A 19018-nucleotide genomic window follows, 5' to 3' on the forward strand; every position below is an offset into this window, starting at 1 on the left:
TCTACCGAGTAATAAACCAGAAACAAGCGCCAGATATAATGAGTTACAGTTTGTGTGCTTATTACGTCAAAAAGTATTAAAAGTGCTTGAACCAAAGGGATTCAGACTACAGGAACCGGACGTTAAATTTGATTATAGATCAGTTCAACAGATCAGCACGGCCTAGATATGGATATCGAGTAGGCTACCAATGGCTTCATTTTGGCGGTCAACCACACTAGCACCGACTCGGTTATAGCTAGCACTTTGGGTTAATTTGATCAGTGCATCGTTTGATGAAGAAGAGGGTTCTGACTCTTTGTCTTTGAATGAAAGGGACTGTTCGGGTTCAACTTGATTAAAGCTGAGATCACTGCCTTTGAAAACATCATCAGATTCAAAAGTATCTTTAGAGACTGGGGGATGCTCAGACGCTTGTTTGAGCTCGATCGCCGCTTCTTCAGCCATGTTGGCAGACTGCTGAATAATGGCGTAACCAGATTGAATACCAGATATCGACATAGCAGGACCTTTAATTGACGTATGGGAAGAGTCTAGGTGGACGATATTTTAAGCGCAATGTTGAGAAGGGGAAATCTACGGTGAAACGGTGAACTTAAGCTAAAATAGTGATATCTGTCTATTAACTGAACAGATCGTTAAGTGCATTTAGCTCTTCGTCGGTAAGCAGAGTTTCTTTCTCTGTTTCCAGATTACCGTCAATCTCACCCTGCAACGCTTTTAGTTGCTCCGGGTTAAGAAGCTGGATCTGCTGTTTAAATGCTTCAAATTGTTGTGTATTCATAATGTGACCTTGCTGCAATTCCATATGCTCTAATGAGCATAGACTACTGTTACCGGAAATCAAACAAGATTAAGTGAATATTAAAATAAATTTGTCGTTTCCTAGAACTAAGACAACTATAGGTTTCTGTGGTCGTTTTTTGTCCGAGGAATGTTAAGCAAAGTTATGGCTTGGTCAATCAAGGTCAGAAAATTCTTACAATGTAAAAATCGTCCTAGCCCTTTTGTAGTAAGGGTAGGCAAGGAGTTGCTCTACCCAGTTGTAGGTATTTGTGAAGAGAAGTATTACTGCAACAAGTGATCAAAAGGTGAGCGATTTATGCTATCTTTTTGTTTTTACAGTATTTTGTTTGCTTTTCAAGAATCTTCTTTATCGAGTGGTTTATCAATCTTTACCTTAACCGCAAATTTGGTCGCTAGCGTATGCAGTTCTGGAAGCATTCGATAGATCAAATGCAGCTGCTGTAGGACCATCCTGACAGAACTCTCATCTTCTTCTCGCCATTCACTTAAACGCTTGTCCAAATCCGGATCGTAAGTATTTTTAACCTCACATTGCTCGCAGTGCGAATAGAGCTGATCATTAAGTGCGTCGAGGTGCTCATGTATCACACGGTGAGCGTCTAATACTAGCTTGTGTGTCGCTTCGTCGTCGATACAAGTTCTATGGGCTCCTAACGCCGAAATGTAGCTTAATAGGGCGTGGTTGAGTGTTAGAAAACGGAAACTCTCATCTTCAGAAGTACGGTATTTCCCAGGTTCGACTAACATACTGCTGATCGCCACGGTCAGATTCGCATCGTTATTGTGCGCACTGCGACGAGCGATACGGTAATTCAGCGTGTCTTTCTTGCCGACTCGGTACTGACCGATGATTTGCGCTAAATAGTTTTTGTTGGCGTCCAGCGCGTCAGCCATTACCTTGTGTAGTCGCTTTGATTGCCAATCGGGCAACACATAAACGACAGCTAGCACCGCCAGAGCACACCCAATGAAGGTATCTGCAAGCCTTGGCAGAACGACAGCGTAGCCTTCACCAAGCTGGTTAAAGCAGAACAGTACCAATAGGGTGATGAAGCCTGTCGCGAAGCCGTAGTTATTAATACGGAACGCAAAGAACATCACACCACTGATCACAATGAATACCAACTGGCTCTCTTGAGAAGGGAAGAAGGTTAACAGTGGAACACCTATCAACAAACCAGCAACGGTACCAATAACACGAGCAGTCAGCTTTTGGCGGGTAGCACTGTAGTTGGGTTGGCAAACAAACAGTGTCGTTAGCAAGATCCAATAACCGCGTTCGATCTCAAACCCTTGGATGATTCCGTAGCCAAGTGTCAGTGTGATTGCCATACGAATCGCATGACGAAATAGCATAGAGTCAGTATGTAGGTTGGCTTTGATCTTCTGCCACATTGCCGACAGCGTATGTGGGTTGGTGTCGTCTAATACGTCTTCTTCTAGCTTTTCTGCATCTGGGTTACTGATGTTTGATAACTGCTTCTCAACGGTCGCTAGGTTATTGAAAAGATAATCCAGTTGGTTCAACAGCGGCTTCCATTCGGGCTTATTCTGCTGGTGAAGATGATTAAGTGAAGACATCAGCTCATCGAGCGCCAATACAGACTTGTCACCATGTTGATACTCAGATCCAACTTTAAGCGAGCTCGCCACTTCTTTACATGCCGTTGCCTGCGCTTCAAGTAGGTATTTAAAGCGAAACAGTACGTCAGAGCGTTCAAAGTGTTTAGCAAGCTCTTGATAACGATAGTGGGTCGAGCTTACACGCTCGTGAATGTCTTGCGCGATGAAATAAGTATTTAAGAAGCGGTCACTAGGGCCATCAATGTGTCCACGTTTAGAACGGTTAAGCAGGGTTGCTTTACACATGTTGAGCGCGTTCACGGTACTCGCATTTAATTTGGCTTCAATAATGCGGTGTGGTTGCGGAATAAGGTCCGAAACAGGGTAGAAAAGCTCAGCCTTAGATTCCATGTAGGTGCCAATTTGGTCAAACACCGTAGCAAGGTTCTGCTGTACGGGTTGCATTGGCCACACAATCTGCCAAATCATCGACATGAAGTAGTACCAAGCTGCGCCTGTTAGTAGTAATAAAGGTTGGAACCATAAGTTGGTGCTCTCATGGGCACCTAGCATGGTGTAGATTGCGACTAGCAGCGAGCCAAACGCAATGCTTGCGTATTTCGGGCCAATTGCGCCCAGCATGATGAATGAGAATGTTGACGCAAATAGACCTAACGCGAACAGCCATGGCGTGTCGAAAAGCAGCTCAATAGAAAAAGCGGCGACGGCAAAACAGATAAAGGTTAGGGTCAGGGCTTTTAAGCGACCGGTAAAGCTGTCATCACTTTCGGCCAATGCGGCTGCGATGACACCTAGAATCAGAGGGGTGATGAGTGTGTTCTGTCCATAATACCAAGCAGGCACCACTACACCGAGCAGAGTGATGAGAATTAATACGCTGTAATTTATGGTTTTATTTGCCCAATAGAGGCGTAATTTGGCTGAAAATTCCACAGTCACTCGCTTGACGCACTAAAAACCATAATCCTAACAGAAATCAAGCACAAGAATTTGATACTTATCCATAATTGTCCGTAGGTGGTCATGAAAGCGTCGATAAGATATGAGATATTATTAATTCTCATTGCATCATGATATAAATTCAATATTCCCAATTAAGAGCACACTCCAATGCAGCTAAGCGCTAACAAGACTGCACAATTTTTTATTCAAAATGAATACCATCAGGTTGAACTCGATGGTTCACGTCTGCTGTTGTCGTCAGTGGGCAGTGAGGAACGTATCCCGTTTACTATTTGGAGTGGCAAGATCGCGATCAAACGCGGATTGTTTTGGGGATCGTTACAGTTTTTTGCTAACCAACAAGACGGAAAGCAGCGCAGTTGGTTAGTTCAAGGTCTACCTTGGGACCAGTGTCGTCAGTTTGCACGTGCATCTGTGGCGGCATACCAGAAATGGCACGACACACAGTGTGAGCAGCTGGCCGAACACGTACCTCAATGGGAAGCTGAGTTATTACGCTTAGAGCAACTTCCAGCCTTTCTGCCTCATTCTAAAGTCAACACTTGGGTTGAGAAGGTTAATTCTGGCCTAGAGAGTATGACGATGACTCTGGACGAAGCAGCGCAGCGTATGCCAAATCGCATCGCAAGAATGCAGCCGTGGTTGTCAGACACCGAGGTTAAACAAGCGGAAAGAAACCAGCAATGGCTTGAGACCGAGAGAAAAAACTGGGAAGTGTTGTTTGCCCAGTGTGAGTCATCGCCGTTGAACCTGTCACAGCAATATGCGGTTTTGATGAACGATGACCATAACCTGATTCTGGCAGGTGCAGGTTCCGGTAAAACCAGTGTTCTGACAGCACGTGTCGCTTACTTATTGCAAAGTCACCAAGCTCAAGCCGAAGAGCTTTTATTGCTTGCGTTTGGTCGTGAAGCAGCCGAAGAGATGAAGCAGCGCCTCGACAGTAAAATTGGGTTGTCCGCAGAGAAGGTTCAAGTGAATACCTTCCACCAGTTGGGTTTGAAGATCTTGAATGAGGTTGAAACCGAACGTGTGGTGATTTCTCCGTTAGCACTTGATGATAACCAGCGCCAAGCATGGTGTATTGATTGGTTGAAGAAGCACTGGATGACGCCTACCAACTTCAAACGTTGGCAAAAACACTTATCTAAATGGCCAATTGCTTACCTGACGGGTGATGACGAGCTAGGCAGTCACGTTTCAAACCTTAAACTGATTGGCTGGCTTGAAAAGCAACTAGAACAGCTGAACGCATCTGGCTTAACCAAGAAAGAAGTACAGCAGCAGCTTATTGACCACCGCGATTACACACGTCTTAACAGCGAACTATCGCTTTGCTGGCCATGTGTGACGGCGTGGCAAAAGGCACTGAAAGAAGAGAACCATATCGATTTCTCGACTATGATCAGCCGTGCAACTCAGTACGTCGAAAAAGGTAAGTTTATCTCGCCTTGGAAGTTCATCATGATCGACGAATATCAAGATATCTCTCCTGATCGCCTTGCCTTGGTAGAGGCGCTGTGTAACCAGTCTAAAGCGGAGCACCAAGCGTCTATTTTTGCCGTAGGTGATGACTGGCAATCCATCTACCAATTTGCGGGTGCAGACGTTGATTTAACTACAGGTTTTAAAGATCGTTTCGCGAGCTCGACAATTCATCACCTGGATACCACGTATCGTTTCAACAACCAGTTAGGTGCTGTGGCGAATCGCTTTGTGCAAGAAAACCCAATTCAGTTGCCGAAAGAGCTGAACAGCTTCAAGCAACAGAAGCAAAAGGCGGTATACAGTGCGCCAAGTAAAGAAGTTGAGAAGATTCTTGATCAACTTAACCGTCAATCTAAAGGCAAAACTAACAAGTCGGTGTTGTTGCTTGGTCGTAACCACTATCACAAGCCAGAATTATTGGAAGACTGGAAGAAGATTTTCACCTCCATTGATATCAACTTCATGACTTGTCACGCCAGTAAGGGTAAAGAAGCAGACTTCGTTATTATCCTTTGCGTGGATGAAGGACAATTCCCAGCGAAGAAGAAGCAACTGCATATTGATGGTGCATTGACTGAATCGTCAGACGTGTTCCCATACGCGGAAGAACGTCGCTTGTTCTATGTAGCGATGACACGTGCTAAAGAGAAAGTGTGGATCACGCACAGTGGCGATGGTTCTGGCTTCGTACAAGAGCTACACGGCTCCGACTACCCTGTAGTCCGTAAAAAGTAGTCGCCCCGCTAGGGTGTTTTGATAAGGGCTCAAGTCGCATTCGCCTGTATTTTATTTGCAGACATAAAGCAGAAGGACATGCATATGGAACATGGATCAATCAACTATATCGAATTTGCCGCGAAAGATATTGCATCGACCAAGGCGTTTTTCAGCCAAGTGTTTGGTTGGCGCTTTGAGGACTATGGTCCTGAGTATTCCGCTTTTGAAGGTAAAGGGTTAATGGGCGGTTTCTACTTGGCTGATTTGTCTTCTGATGCAGAAAAGGGCGGGGCATTAATGGTTTTCTACAGTGAAGATCTCGAACAGACCGAACGTGACGTGCTTAATGCGGGTGGAGAGGTCAATCGTGAAATATTCAGTTTCCCAGGTGGTCGACGCTTTCATTTTCGCGAGCCAAGTGGCAATGAAATGGCGGTGTGGAGTAATAAATAGGCCCTTCTCAGAACTTCTATATTCAGACTAAAAAGCCTGCGACTAAGCAGGCTTTTTAGTCTGTGACGTACTCATCTGTCTTAACGAGAATTAGGTACGCTCAGCCAGATACGCTTCGTAATCTGGAATCTCGATAACAACTTCTTCTTCAAGTAGTGAAGAGTTAAAAAGGAAGTTCGCAGTAGCGCGGTTGGTTGCTACAGGAATGTTCCAAACACTCGCGATACGCAGTAGTGCTTTTACATCAGGGTCGTGCGGTACGGCATTGAGTGGATCCCAGAAGAAGATCAGCATGTCGATCTTGCCTTCTGAAATTAGAGCGCCAAGTTGTTGGTCGCCACCCATTGGGCCACTGATCATGCTCTTGATTGCTAAACCTGTCTCTTTGCTTAGCAGAGAACCCGTTGTACCCGTCGCATAAAGGAAGTGGCTTTGTAGCTTCTCTTTATTCTCTTTTACCCATCTTAGAAGCTCAGGTTTGAAGTGGTCATGAGCGACTAGAGCGATATGTTTATGCGTTGGCATAGTACGCGTTGTTTTTTGCATGAATGTTCCCTAAATTATTGTTCGTATTTTTATAGTTATTGAGTGCTTAGTTCAATATAACACTATGGATTCACACTGAATACCGGTCGAAACTCAGAAGGTGACAATGAATCGGCAATAATTTGATCTTTGAGTGTCGCAGGGGTCAGAGCTTCAATTTTTGGTGCACTGTGCATCTCGTAAGGTTGGTCTCGTAAATAACTCACCGCTTGTTTCACCGACAAGCGACCCTGTTCCACCATTTTGTCTGTTGGTGCAAAAAGTACCTTGTTTCGCAGTAAACCTCGGTAAGTCCCGTGACTTAGGTAGCTAGAAATCAGCCCAATCTCATCGGTTTTGTCTGCCGCTCTTAGCTCGCTGATTGCAGCCTCAACTGCGACGGCACTGCCGACAATGTATTTTACGTGAGCTTGTTCTATTACTTGTTGTACAAGATTGCGTTGTAGCTCTTTGTCGTTGTCAGCCCAATAGCTCACATCGATTTTTACATCACTATCTTTAATCGCGTCATAGAATCCTAACGCCACAGGTTTGGTGCCGCCACTCGCTTGAGGGCCAAGCAAGAGTGCAATGGGCGTTTCGCCTGAACCTTTAGGATGAAGCTTGGCAAGGTATTCACCTACTTGAAAGCCCATGTTATACCAATCAACACCAACCGTGCCTTTCAAGACTTTTTGCTGCTCCTTACTTAGTGTTAACTCATTCACGGTCGCAAACACTGGTGTCGATCCAACCCAGTCGGTGAGGTTATCGTGATAGGCGTCTGGTGATACTGTGCCTAAAATAATGGCATCGGCACCCCATTGAGTACACAGCACGAGTTGCGAGGCTTGCTTGCCGATATTTGGGTAGCCGCCAGCTTCTAGCACTCGTAGCTCAACCTGCAATTTTTCGGCTTCGGAAATCATGCCGTAATTCACAGATAACCAATAGGAATCCTTGAGGTGTGGGTAGATGGCGCAAATCTTCTCTTTTTGTGACGTCGCAGTCGCCGGTTTGATAGGGCTTAATAGCTCATCAGCACTAGCGGAAGAGGCGCCTAACGCAAGTAAAGATAAAAGAAGTTTTGACGCGAAGGATTTAGTGCGCATGAATTGCCGTTTTATTGGTTTTAGATAAGAAACACTGCAAAATATAGCGTATTCTGCAGGGGTAAAGAAGAACGTTTTAAGGTTTAGGTTTTATGTTGTTAGCTTCAGCAAGTATTGGACGCAAGCTGCTGGCCTCATTTTTAGTGATGGCGATGCTCGTTCTTTTGTCTGCATTGATTGGTGTTTCTGGATTTAGCTTTGTTGCAAAAACAGAAAGAAACGTCGTCGATTCCGCTTTGCCTGCGATGATTGAAGCTCGTCAGGTTTCAGAGTTGAGTAATCGTATCATTTCGTCTGTGCAAACCCTTTCTAATGCGAGAAATGAAGCTGAGCGAAAAGAGGCTGGCACACTGTTGTTTGATCAGCTCGAGTCTTTGTTGCAACACATCAAAGACCTGGGTGTCGATAGTTTCGACTCAGAGCTGCTGCATAAACTTGAAAATAACGTGCAGAGCGTTATCAACACGCTAGCTGAACTAGGCGTTTCAGTAGAACGTAAACTCTGGCTAACCAAAGAGCTGACGTCGCGCGTTGAAGAGATGCGCTTATTGGCTGAAGAGCTAGAACAGCTGACTCGAACTCAAGTGCTGAATACCGCAACCATAGCGGTTGCTAACGTTACCCATATCTATGACCTGCTAGAAACTAAAGAAACCGATAAAGCTTACCAAGCCTTGGATGCGCTGGTGGAAGTCGACCTTGACCTATCAGAGCGTCTACACGAATTGCACTTGCTTGCGTTCAAAATGCTTAACCAAATTGAGGAAACTCAAACGGTAACCAATGTTGAACGTATCCACCAAATCCAGACCGAGTTTGAAGCGAATCATAGGATCATGGTGCGCCGCGTGAAAGCGGTAGAGGATCCAACACGTTCAGAGCAAATGTCTCAACTTCTCCATGAATTACAAAAGCGCCAAGTGGTGTTTGATATCTCTTTGGAGCAGTATGAGAATACCAAGAAGTCTGAGCTGTTGATGCAGAACACATTGAAGCTATTCTCAGAGCTGAACACCACGGTAAACCAACTGATCGACGACTCCAACTTGAGCACAAAAAAGGCGGTAGATGAACTGACTTCTACGTTAAGCCTCGCGCAATGGTCGCTGTCGGTGATCTCTATTATTGGTTTGGTGATAGTGGCGTTTATTGTGTGGCGCGTGGTGTATGTGTCGGTCGTGAAACGCCTTGCTGAATACTCTGCTGCCTTGATGTCTATTGCTCAAGGGCGTCTCAATATCGATATCTCGGTAAAAGGTAACGATGAGCTTGCCCACATGGGTGAGGCGATCATCACAGCAAGAAACACAGCGCAGGCGCTACAAGTGGTGGCTGTGGGTGAGGCTAAAGCGAAACGAGAGCTAGAGGAACACAAAGAGCACCTTGAAGAGCTGATCACAGAGCGAACTTACCAGCTTCAACAAACCAACGAAAAGCTGAACGTCGAGGTGACGAATCACGCCAAAGCGCGAAGTGCCGCCGAGCAAGCGAGCCGTGCTAAGTCAGCTTTCTTGGCGACCATGAGTCATGAAATCAGAACACCGATGAATGGGGTATTGGGTACGGCACGTTTGCTAAAAGATACCGGGCTGAACTCTCTGCAATCTGGCTATGCTGACATCATTAACCGCAGCGGTAAGAACTTATTAGCCATCCTCAACGATGTATTGGACTACTCTAAAATTGAAGCTGGACACCTTGAGATAAGGATTGCGTCTTTCGACTTACATCAAATGGTTCAAGATACCTATCAATTGATGGAAGGGCGCGCAGCCGAGAAGAAGCTTGGCTTTAGCTACCATATTGAGAGCGATGTACAGCGCTACTGGCGTGGTGATGTCACCCGTATTAGCCAGATATTGAATAACCTGGTTGGTAACGCAATCAAGTTTACCGATAAAGGTGATGTCGACATCTTCATCAGCTTAGATCTCGAAGATGAAAACCGCGTCATGTTTGAAGTGTCCGATACGGGCGTTGGGATACATGAAAGCGAACAAAAGTGCTTGTTTGATGCGTTTAGCCAAACCAACAGTGGTCGAAACACAACGGGTGGCACTGGGCTAGGTCTGGCGATCAGTAAACGCATCATGTTGGCAATGAACGGTGATATAGGTGTTCATTCAGAAGAGGGGGAAGGCAGTCAGTTTTGGTTCTCTTTACCGCTTCAAGCTGGTGAAAAAATCGAAACTAAAGCTGCAGTGGTTGAAACTTGTATCCGCGCTAAAGTGCTGTTGATTGAAGACAACCCAGTGAACTGCATTGTTGCCGAAGGCTTCCTAAACAACCTAGGGCATGAGGTCGTGATTGCCACAACCGGACAAGAAGCTCGTAAGATATACAGTGAACAGGTCTTTGATATTGCACTTGTTGATATCAACCTCCCGGACTGCGATGGCGTTGAGCTTATTCAGCAACTTAAAGAGATCGAGGTTCAAGCATCTGCTTTAGACTGTTTACCTGAGAGCACGACACAGTATACGCCTCCTATGGTGGCGGTATCGGCTCATGTGTTTAATGAAGAAGTAGAAAGTTATTTGGCGTCTGGCTTTGATGGCTTCTTACCAAAACCTTTGGAGAAAGAAGCGCTTGCAAGGCTGATAATGACTCAACTAGATGGCAAGACCTTGCTATTGCCACAGCCTGATCCTAATGATTCGACCTGCCAAAGAAACCAAGATGGTTTTTGTGAAAAGCGTATTGAGAGCGACCTAATAGTCGAAAGCAAAGTTAAACAGTCAGACCAAGAGGAAAGTCCTGTGACCATTTCTGATAGCACACTGATAATTGATAGCAAAGTAATCGAAGGCGACTTGTCTATTCTTGGTTTGGACAAGATGAAGCAGATTGTCGGGCTATTTGAACAAAGCAGCCTTGAAACGTTAAAAGAGATGGCTGACGCCAATGATGCGGAGAACGCCCGTGAGGTGAAATCGCTCGCTCATAAGCTCAAAGGGTCGGCAGGCAGCTTAGGACTATTAGCCTTGTTTGAATTGTGTAAGAACATTGAGATAAGCAGTGAGCCATTAACGCAATACAAGAACAGCTCTGAAGAATTAACAGAGCTAGTTAAAGACTCTCTAGCGGCGTTGCAACAACATGTCTGATATAGAATGTTCTCTGCCACATAATGAGCTTCTTAGGCTAAGCTGAGCTCTGTCTAACCGCGCATCCAGAAACAAAAAATCCTCTGCCAAGACAGAGGATTTTTGTTTTTAAAGCGGCATCTGAGGACTAACGATTTTCGAAACGGTTGTAGTCCAACAGGCCGAACTCAATTGGTTGGTCTTGTTGGTACCAACGATGTACACGGTCACTGAATGGCCAGAACTCACTAGAGCTGCGTCGGATGGCAAACTTATCAAGCAGCGCTACGTAATCTTCTTCAGTCTGTAAGGTTTGTAGAGACTTCACTAGAGTTGGAATTTCCTTCTCTGTCAGTGATAGGTAAGCGGCTGGATAGCTGCCTACAATGCCTCGGACGAGCGTTAAGTCGTCATTAGCGTAATCTCTGTTACCTTCTTCGTTAAACAGGCTAGAAATGTTGCTGTGAGCGTTGTTGTGAATCATGGTGAACAGCTGCTCTTCACCGTTTTCGCCTTCAATCATGATCATCACGAGTTGAGGGACATGGCGTAGGCCTTCACCTTTCACCAAGCTTACCTGTTTAAGCAGTGCTTCATTTTTACGGCTAAAGCCAGTATCAACGATCTCATAACGGTCATTAAGAATTGGGCTCAGCTTATCTTTAAGCTTATCGAGCAACTCACGTTTTGGATCGGCCGTTTTGTACACCACGCTAGTTGGCTGATCAAAAGGTGCGATATTACGTTGCAAGAAGTCGCTCAACTGGACGCTTTGATTTTGGTACCAGCTTGAGTGCTCTAGGTGTCGTACATCCTTTGGTAGTAGTGTTAAGAAGTTACTTTCACCTTCAAGACGTAAGAAATCCATAAACATACGCGTAATGAGCTGGTGGCCAAAGTTTCCGTAAACATCGAAGCCAGCTACAAGTAGGTAATGAATTCTTTCTAAAAGTGCGTAATCCAGAATCCACGCCGTTTTTGGTTGAGGGCCTACTAAGCCTTGCACAACTGATGCACTGTCAAAGTGACGGAAAACAGTGAGGGCAGCGTTCGGGTTAGTCCCATTGCCATCCCAGATAACGTCTGTCGTTAAGTTCTCGCCATTCTTAAACCATTTATTAGCAAAATCTGATTTCCCTTCTAGGTAACGTGCTTGCTGTTTTGAATATCTAACCCAGTTAGTTGCAGGAACCGTGTTACTTTCAAGCTCACTTGGAAGCTTAAGGTTGTCACGTTGGCTCGCATAAAAGGCATTGATCTCTGGAAGATCGGCTTTGTCTGGGTCGATAAAGAATACCCAGAATCGGTCGTTAATCACGTTTAATGCCAACTGACCACGACATACTGGGCCTTTGATGTAAGCCATGATGGTGTTCTGAGCGTTGTCGAGCATAAACTTAAAGCGAGAGTTTACTGGCAAGGCTTCAAACGAGGTCATCGGGTTTGCAGCAACATCAATATCGTAACTTGGCAGCTTATCCACAGTGTAATCGGCATCAACAAACCAAGTGTTCCAGTTTTGCAGGCGCTCTTCGTTGAGGGCAAAAGGCATGTGTGTCTTGTCGACAATTGTGCCTTGCTCAGGGATAAGACGGTAGAACACTCGAGGGACTTTTGGATCGTCATAAGGACGACGAGTGGTGATGCGCTTAACTGGTTCGCCAGGAGGTGTAGCAGAACGAACGATCGAGAAGAAACGTGTCGGCTGTCCTAACTCAGAAAAATAAACGTGTGATAAGAACAGGTGCTCGTAGATGTAACGTGCTGAAAGCTGGCTCTTTCTTGAACTTTTGTTGAGGAACTTTTCGTAAGTATTAACCAGTTCTTGTTCGGCCTCACTCAGCGGAATATGTTCGTTCATCAAAGCGCCATTTTCTAGCCAGCTCATCAGAGTCGCGTATTCTGTCTTGTCTAAGTTAGGCATCCCATAAGGCATACCCCACGTAGGGTAATCTCTCTCATATTGAGCGTACTCTTCGATAGTCGGACACTGCTGGTCACGATCGATGGAAAAGTCGAAGCCTTCTAGCTGCGTTTGCTCTGGAAGTGGATGATTCTCTTTCTGTATCAACATACGAGAGACAAGCCCAGCATCTAAGTTAGCGGTCGAGTTCTGCATACGTTCGTTGAGTACAGGGTGGAAATCAGCGTCGCGCCACTCTTGTGTGGTTAACGCATCTTCAAACAAGCGAGTGGGAGCCGATGCCGTTAAACGCGTACCTTGATAAACCAGTGCTTTACTTGCACCTCGGTCGATACCCTCCACAGAAGACATTTTTAGTTGGCAAGGAGCATCATAGCAGGCGTGACAAACCACACATCGGTTATCAATGATCGGTTTAACTTCGTTGAGAAAGTGTTGCGATTGAGCTGAAAGGATAGGAGTTTGGCGATCACGAACTTGTTGTTCGCCAAACAGCTCATCGAAGTTTAGACCCGCGTACACGGCACAACCTGAGAACACGCTGACAAGAGACAAAATGAAGAGTTTTTTCAAATTCATACGTACTTAGATATTTGGCATTTTTTCTAATTATATCGAAAACGATTGAAAATGCTCATGTTCTGACAATTTTGTAGACAAGATCTCTATAGGATTGAGCGATTCGCAAGGCTTGGCTGCGGGCATAGAGCTCAGTATTCACGCCTACTGGTTAACGTAACAAACAGAAAAGGGGACTGAGAGTCGCTCAAATTCCTTTATCCAACGCCATTGGTTGTCTTGTAATTTGTCTCCAGGGCCTTTGACTTCTATCCAGTGAAATTGGTCATCTTTAAAAGCGATCAGGTCAGGCATTCCGGTTCTAAACAGTTTTAGGTCACTCAATATGACTTTGAAGAGATCGATCAGCAAGGCTCGTGGTACTGAGTGGATGCTACGTTCGATGAGTGCTTTAGGGAAGTGATTCCAATGCACAAACGGATTAGCAATGCCAAGCTTTTCATCATAGACATCGAGCAAGTGATCAATGCCTTGATTCGAGATGGTTTGGATTACAGCATTGATTTGCAATTCACGTTTTTGTTGAAAGTCTGAGTGATAGAGGTCCAATGGTCGATATTGGTAGCGGTTGATAAACGCACCCTCTACATCTGAGAAAATTACATCCCAAAACGTCAAGCCGAATAACCCACACAGAAAGCTGTTCTCTGAAAAATAGACTTCCCAACCTTGAACTTCAAAATGTTGCTTAACGGCAAGCTCAACTCTGGTTTGGCTTAGGTCTAATTCCAATCTAATTTGTTCGCAAATTGGTTTTGAAGTGCGTGGAACCTTTTGTCCCTGCTTGCGTAGCAACCTTTGCTCAAGCTTAACGGCGACTTCAAGTTCTGATACGTCGGATGGACTTGTTTTCATGTCCGTGACGGTGTCACTCATTAGGTTTAGCTCATCTTGCTTGTCGTAGATGCGAGCAAGCCGCTCTCTGCTCGGTGGAAGTGATGATTGCTTAAACCAATGAACGGCTTTTTCGTTCTGATTGAGCCTTTCTAGATCCCGAGCAATGTCATTGATCAGGCGCGAGCGCTTTCGCGCAATGGTGCGATGTTCTGATTCGCACGGCAAGGATTGCAAAAGGTGCTCAAGAACGTCGCTGTCCTTACGGTCGCCTTCATAATATTGGCGTTGAACGTCGCGCATTGAGAGCAGTTGGTTGAGCTGCTCTCTGGAGTTGAAGAAACGACGCTGCTTACTCAATGGGTAGTTTTCAAAGGTGTTCAGGCCAAGATCGCTTAACACGAACTGACTGAGGTCTTGGTATGTATTGGCGAAAAAGAGTAGCAGCAATACATCGATAACTTCGGCTTCATTAACATGGATACAGTCAAATGTTAACGCTTCATAATTATCAAAAGGTTGTTGAGTCAGCAGTCCTAATAGCACGTCTTTTTTAGCCGACTTACTGCTTTTTAGGGTAGGGAATACGTTCAATAGCTCAGGCTTGGTGAGCAAGTGTAAGCCTAGTTCATGCTCTGTGATAACAAGGTTGTGCGAAGCTTTAGGATTACTCAGAGCAATAAAGCCTGATGTACTTAGCTCATGCAACGCACCGGGGAGATTGGGTATTTCAACGTAGTCGAGTTTATCACTGCGAAACCAGCACCCCTTACGAGACAGCAAACGAACCATTAAACACTGGCTATGTGTAGAAAGGCGCTTGTAACTTTGTAGCCAACGAGTTTCATCGGCGCTCAGCAAGTCAGGGTAGTGCGTTTGAGCGTGTTCAATCAGTCGATTGAAGTTGTCGAGATAGTAAGTTGGATGCAGTTGAGGAGTGGATTCTAATGTCACTTGATACGTCGCTTGATACAAAAAGAGCCTAACCCTAAGGTTAAGCTCTTTCTTTTCAAATTCAATCTTTTATCAGATTAAGCTTGAGATGCTTTTAGCTCAGCAACTTTCGCTTCAGACATTGGCTTAGTGATGATTGCTAGAACAATACATACTGCCATCATTGCTGCAGAGATAGTGTAAGCAAGACCGTAGCTGTCGCCGTTAGTCATCGAGTAACCAACAACCGCTGTACCGATTGCACCACCGATACCCCATGCTGTGTAAAGCACGCCGTAGTTAGTACCGTAGTTTTTAAGGCCGTAGAACTCAGCTGTAAGCGTTGGGAATACTGCTAGTAGAGTACCGTAACCAACCGCTGCAACCGCTGTACCGATGATTAGCGTGAACTCAGTGTTAAACGTAGCGAATAGCGCCATGTTTGCGCCTTGCAGGATGAATGCAAGTAGAAGAGTACGAACGCCACCGATCTTGTCAGCAAGCATACCAGCAGCAACACGACCGCCTGAGTTAAATACGGCAAGGATAGAAGCAAGGTAAACCGCGTTTGGTAGGTTTGCTTGAGCGTTTGCGATACTTGTGATGTTACCGATGATCATTAGACCAACAGAAGCTGCGAATGCGTACATGATCCATAGAGAGTAAAACTGAGGAGTCTTCAGCATTACTTTCCAAGATAGGTCTTCGCTCTTCTTAACAGCTTTTGGAGCTTGGCCAGCTTTTACTTTTGGTTCAGCTGGAGCGTAACCCGCTGGTGGGTTGTTGATTGTTGCTGCTAGAGGTACAGCGATTGCTAGTACACCAACACCAAGAATCTTAAAGCTTGTTTGGATGCCCATGCTCTCGATAAGAGCAGCAGTAACTGGAGCAAGGTAAATTGCCGCTAGACCGAAGCCTGCTGCGATAAGACCGTTAACCATACCTTTCTTAGAAGGGTGGAACCACTTCATTGCAGAAGGAGAAAGACATGCGTAACCGAAGCCGATACCAGCACCTGCCATAACACCAAATGTGATGTTTAGCATTAGTGGAGAAGTCGCAAAGCCTGATGCGATCATGCCAAGGCCAGTAAGAGCTGTACCAAGAATTAGGATCTTACGTGGACCCATGCGGTCTTGTAGGATACCAGCAACAAGAAGACAGATAGAGAATGTGATTGTTGCAGTCGCGTATGGTGCTGATGCTTCAGCTGCAGACCAGCCTTCACCTTGTAGGGCTTTGTTAAATACACTCCAAGCATACAGGATGCCAAGACAAAGGTTGATACAGAAGCCTGCTAGCAGGATACGTGTAGCTTTATCAATCTTGCTCATTTTTATTCTCAGTTTTGTCTTTGGTCTAGTGAGAGCCACAGGACTAAAGACGGGTTATTGTGATTGTTTCTTCAAAATTAGTTTGCGTTTATCAACAGATAGCGCAAAAGAGCGCGGATTATAACCAATAAAAATGTGATTGGAATCTATTTTTCCATTTTTATCAAAATTAAGCTTGAGTTGTTAAAGAACTGTTTTTTATGCGTGTTGCAGTTGTTGTTAACACCTTTCTTTTTTGTACAATTTGCTGGTTTAGGCTCCAGTATTCATGCTTTTACCCAATCTCTTCGTTCTAGTGCCCCTACAAACCGTGCTGTCATCACATCATTGCAATTAATTTTAAATTATTTCTGTGGTTAATTTTGTGTAACAAAATAAATCAAATTAGACATTGATCGCCACAACCCCAGAGGGGACTTAGTTTGTTGAATTTACTAATGTTAATTGATTGTTAATGTGGGGTGTTGTGTTTCTTGTTGGTTACAATTTGTTCGTTTTTTGGGCTTGTTTTGTCCGTAAAAAGTGGGAAGATAGTATGCAAACTGAGATTTCAAATTTGAAAGGATGCGTTTCTAGTCTACTAAGAGGCAAGTGTTATGAAACTATTTTTAATTCTACTGATGTCGATTACTGGTGGTGTAGCAGCCGCTGATCATATTCATTCTTTCTTATTCGGTTTCTACATTGCAGCACTTGCAGTGGGTAGTTGCTACTGGCTTGCATTCCGCAGCACACGTTTCCCACAGCTAGCACTAGTGCTGCTAATGTGCGGTTTCTTTGCAAAAATCGCGGTAACAGTGGTAGGTGTGTCTTGGGGGATCTCTAACGATATTATCCAGTCACCATTCATCTTCTCATTGTCTTACCTATTCTTCTTAGTGGTTGTGTCTTACGTGTGGTTCTCTTACCGCGATAAGCTAACACTAAAGAAACGTGAGAAACAGATTGAAGAATCTCGCAAGCAAGCTGCAGCATAGTTAAAAACAGATTTTCAAAAGCCTTCTTCGGAAGGCTTTTTTGATCCTGCGAGAACCTATATGGCCTCAGATAAAAGAAACCCCAGTATGGCGACATACTGGGGTTTCTTGTTATCGAGCCAGGAAAGAAGAGCGTTTTACTTTTTCATCATTTTCGCTAGATCTGCGAACGGGTTATGTGTCGCCGTTTGGTGGTCGTCTAAACGTGCTGTGGCATCGACACCGTAGCGTTCGTGGTCTGTGTATTTAGAATGTTCATGATCGTGACAGTAAAGGCACAATAGTTCCCAGTTACTGCCGTCTTCAGGGTTATTGGTGTGGTCATGGTCGACGTGGTGAACCGTCAGCTCTCTTAGGTTCGAGTAAACAAATTCACGTGCACACTTACCACAAACCCAAGGGTAAAGTTTGAGTGCTTTCTCACGGTAACCTTGCTCTTGGCGAGCGTATGCCGCGCTTGAGCCGTTGTAATCTGAAGACATTGCCAAATTCCTATTTTTTGTAATCAGCCGATATTATCACAGCTTTATTGAAGCTCTAGAGATGTTGTCATTAAATGATACTTTGCTTTAACCAACATCAAACTTGCGCTGTATTGGGTTGTGAACGTTTTGAAAAGGACGCTGTATGTTGGATATGTCTTTCTGGAATAAGGCATGCTTAACAGTTTGAAAAGAAAACGCATTGAGGGGTTTTAACCGAGTAAATGTGACCTAATATCTGTTGGTAAGACCCTATACAAATAAGGAAATATCATGTCACAACAATACACACCACCAAAAGTATGGGTTAACGATACTGCCGGTGGTAACAAGTGGGCAAACATCAATAGCCCTGAATCTGGTGCTCGATTCGACAAGGATCTTGCTGTTGGTGAACATGCTCTGCAACTGTATTCTCTTGGCACACCGAATGGCCAAAAAGTGACGATCATGCTTGAAGAGCTATTAGCCGCGGGCGTGAAAGAAGCTGAATATGATGCGTACTTGATCAATATTGGCGAGTCGGATCAATTCTCTTCTGGTTTTGTTGGCGTAAACCCTAACTCGAAAATTCCTGCTTTGGTCGATAAATCTGGCAATGAAGACGTGAACGTATTTGAATCGGCTTCCATTCTTGTTCATCTGGCTGAAAAGTTTGGTCACTTCTTACCGAAAGAGGGCGCTGCTCGTTCTCAAACGTTGAACTGGCTATTCTGGGCACAAGGCTCAGCCCCATTCCTAGGTGGTGGCTTTGGTCACTTCTACGCTTACGCAGATGAAAAGCAAGAGTACCCAATTAACCGTTTCGCGATGGAAGCTAAGCGTCAACTAGACGTACTGGATAAGCAGCTAGCAAACAGTACCTTTGTTGCTGGAGAAGAGCTGACTATCGCTGATATGGCGATTTGGCCTTGGTATGGCAACCTAGTACTCGGTAACCTTTATGATGCTGCTGAGTTCTTACAAGTGGAGTCTTACACCAATGTCGTTCGCTGGGCGAAGCTGCTTGAAGCGCGTGAGGGTTTCCAACGCGGTCGTATTATTAACCGCTCATGGGGCGAAGAGTGGGAACAAGTACCAGAGCGCCACTCGGCTGAAGACATTGACCGAGTTTTAAAGCTACGCCCGTAGTTCTTTAAAACAATAGTCGACACCACTTTCATAGAGTTTGTTTTAACGGTCAACGTTAACTCAAACTCTATTTTCAGTTTCAGCTAATC

General features: G+C 44.9%; 14 protein-coding genes. 5 read left to right on the forward strand and 9 right to left on the reverse strand.

The window, feature by feature from the left end; all coding sequences use genetic code 11:
• Nucleotides 1-162: 162 nt before the first annotated feature.
• The 3 genes from OH460_RS14360 to yccS all read right to left on the reverse strand — a co-directional run bounded on the left by OH460_RS14360 (nt 163) and on the right by yccS (nt 3324).
• Nucleotides 163-501, reverse strand: a complete 339-nt coding sequence (locus OH460_RS14360) for a hypothetical protein (protein WP_061031159.1) — start codon at nt 499-501, stop codon at nt 163-165.
• A 121-nt stretch (nt 502-622) separates the two neighbouring features.
• Nucleotides 623-808: a hypothetical protein gene (locus OH460_RS14365; protein ID WP_061031158.1), complete on the reverse strand. Its 186-nt coding sequence runs from the start codon at nt 806-808 to the stop codon at nt 623-625.
• A 332-nt stretch (nt 809-1140) separates the two neighbouring features.
• Nucleotides 1141-3324 (reverse strand): YccS family putative transporter, encoded by a 2184-nt coding sequence (gene yccS / locus OH460_RS14370; protein WP_269998088.1) that lies wholly within the window; start codon nt 3322-3324, stop codon nt 1141-1143.
• Nucleotides 3325-3501: 177 nt separating this feature from the next.
• Between yccS and helD the strand changes: the two genes are divergently transcribed.
• Nucleotides 3502-5577: a DNA helicase IV gene (helD, locus tag OH460_RS14375; RefSeq protein WP_061031156.1), complete on the forward strand. Its 2076-nt coding sequence runs from the start codon at nt 3502-3504 to the stop codon at nt 5575-5577.
• An 84-nt stretch (nt 5578-5661) separates the two neighbouring features.
• The gene (locus OH460_RS14380; protein ID WP_269998090.1) at nt 5662-6012 is read left to right on the forward strand and encodes a VOC family protein; all 351 of its coding nucleotides are present in this window, start codon (nt 5662-5664) and stop codon (nt 6010-6012) included.
• Between the two features lie 90 nt (nt 6013-6102).
• Here OH460_RS14380 and OH460_RS14385 read toward each other — a convergent pair whose 3' ends face one another.
• Complete coding sequence (locus tag OH460_RS14385; protein WP_008218843.1) at nt 6103-6558, reverse strand: methylglyoxal synthase; 456 nt, start codon at nt 6556-6558, stop codon at nt 6103-6105.
• 62 nt (nt 6559-6620) lie between these two features.
• A complete protein-coding gene (gene torT / locus OH460_RS14390) occupies nt 6621-7649 on the reverse strand; it encodes a TMAO reductase system periplasmic protein TorT (RefSeq protein ID WP_269998094.1) in 1029 nt (342 codons plus the stop codon).
• A gap of 92 nt (nt 7650-7741) precedes the next feature.
• On the opposite strand from torT, the gene torS reads away from it, so the two are divergent.
• Nucleotides 7742-10756, forward strand: a complete 3015-nt coding sequence (gene torS, locus OH460_RS14395; protein WP_269998096.1) for a TMAO reductase system sensor histidine kinase/response regulator TorS — start codon at nt 7742-7744, stop codon at nt 10754-10756.
• Nucleotides 10757-10883: 127 nt separating this feature from the next.
• On the opposite strand, the gene OH460_RS14400 is transcribed toward torS, so the two are convergent.
• The 3 genes from OH460_RS14400 to OH460_RS14410 all read right to left on the reverse strand — a co-directional run bounded on the left by OH460_RS14400 (nt 10884) and on the right by OH460_RS14410 (nt 16339).
• Nucleotides 10884-13238: a fatty acid cis/trans isomerase gene (locus OH460_RS14400; RefSeq protein ID WP_269998098.1), complete on the reverse strand. Its 2355-nt coding sequence runs from the start codon at nt 13236-13238 to the stop codon at nt 10884-10886.
• A 144-nt stretch (nt 13239-13382) separates the two neighbouring features.
• Nucleotides 13383-15047 carry a VRR-NUC domain-containing protein gene (locus OH460_RS14405; RefSeq protein ID WP_269998100.1) on the reverse strand — a complete coding sequence of 555 codons (1665 nt, stop codon included), beginning with the start codon at nt 15045-15047 and terminating at the stop codon, nt 13383-13385.
• A gap of 56 nt (nt 15048-15103) precedes the next feature.
• Nucleotides 15104-16339: an L-lactate MFS transporter gene (locus OH460_RS14410; protein ID WP_269998102.1), complete on the reverse strand. Its 1236-nt coding sequence runs from the start codon at nt 16337-16339 to the stop codon at nt 15104-15106.
• A gap of 596 nt (nt 16340-16935) precedes the next feature.
• Between OH460_RS14410 and OH460_RS14415 the strand changes: the two genes are divergently transcribed.
• Nucleotides 16936-17316: a hypothetical protein gene (locus OH460_RS14415; protein WP_061031149.1), complete on the forward strand. Its 381-nt coding sequence runs from the start codon at nt 16936-16938 to the stop codon at nt 17314-17316.
• Between the two features lie 137 nt (nt 17317-17453).
• Here the strand turns inward: OH460_RS14415 and OH460_RS14420 are convergent, their stop codons facing one another.
• On the reverse strand, nt 17454-17798 hold the full coding sequence (locus OH460_RS14420; RefSeq protein WP_004740276.1) for a YajD family HNH nuclease: 345 nt from the start codon (nt 17796-17798) through the stop codon (nt 17454-17456).
• 273 nt (nt 17799-18071) lie between these two features.
• Here OH460_RS14420 and yghU point away from each other — a divergent pair, with 273 nt between their 5' ends.
• Nucleotides 18072-18929 carry a glutathione-dependent disulfide-bond oxidoreductase gene (gene yghU, locus OH460_RS14425; protein WP_269998105.1) on the forward strand — a complete coding sequence of 286 codons (858 nt, stop codon included), beginning with the start codon at nt 18072-18074 and terminating at the stop codon, nt 18927-18929.
• Nucleotides 18930-19018: the final 89 nt, after the last annotated feature.

This window comes from Vibrio sp. Makdt (genome assembly GCF_027587015.1).
GTDB lineage: Bacteria > Pseudomonadota > Gammaproteobacteria > Enterobacterales > Vibrionaceae > Vibrio > Vibrio chagasii_B.

What these genes read in the sequence shown, in the direction of transcription:
- OH460_RS14360 (WP_061031159.1), bottom strand. Translation starts at nt 501, where the DNA reads ATGTCGATATCTGGTATTCAATCTGGTTACGCCATTATTCAGCAGTCT.
- OH460_RS14365 (WP_061031158.1), bottom strand. Translation starts at nt 808, where the DNA reads ATGGAATTGCAGCAAGGTCACATTATGAATACACAACAATTTGAAGCA.
- helD (WP_061031156.1), top strand. Translation starts at nt 3,502, where the DNA reads ATGCAGCTAAGCGCTAACAAGACTGCACAATTTTTTATTCAAAATGAA.
- OH460_RS14380 (WP_269998090.1), top strand. Translation starts at nt 5,662, where the DNA reads ATGGAACATGGATCAATCAACTATATCGAATTTGCCGCGAAAGATATT.
- OH460_RS14385 (WP_008218843.1), bottom strand. Translation starts at nt 6,558, where the DNA reads ATGCAAAAAACAACGCGTACTATGCCAACGCATAAACATATCGCTCTA.
- torT (WP_269998094.1), bottom strand. Translation starts at nt 7,649, where the DNA reads ATGCGCACTAAATCCTTCGCGTCAAAACTTCTTTTATCTTTACTTGCG.
- torS (WP_269998096.1), top strand. Translation starts at nt 7,742, where the DNA reads ATGTTGTTAGCTTCAGCAAGTATTGGACGCAAGCTGCTGGCCTCATTT.
- OH460_RS14400 (WP_269998098.1), bottom strand. Translation starts at nt 13,238, where the DNA reads ATGAATTTGAAAAAACTCTTCATTTTGTCTCTTGTCAGCGTGTTCTCA.
- OH460_RS14410 (WP_269998102.1), bottom strand. Translation starts at nt 16,339, where the DNA reads ATGAGCAAGATTGATAAAGCTACACGTATCCTGCTAGCAGGCTTCTGT.
- OH460_RS14415 (WP_061031149.1), top strand. Translation starts at nt 16,936, where the DNA reads ATGAAACTATTTTTAATTCTACTGATGTCGATTACTGGTGGTGTAGCA.
- OH460_RS14420 (WP_004740276.1), bottom strand. Translation starts at nt 17,798, where the DNA reads ATGTCTTCAGATTACAACGGCTCAAGCGCGGCATACGCTCGCCAAGAG.
- yghU (WP_269998105.1), top strand. Translation starts at nt 18,072, where the DNA reads ATGTCACAACAATACACACCACCAAAAGTATGGGTTAACGATACTGCC.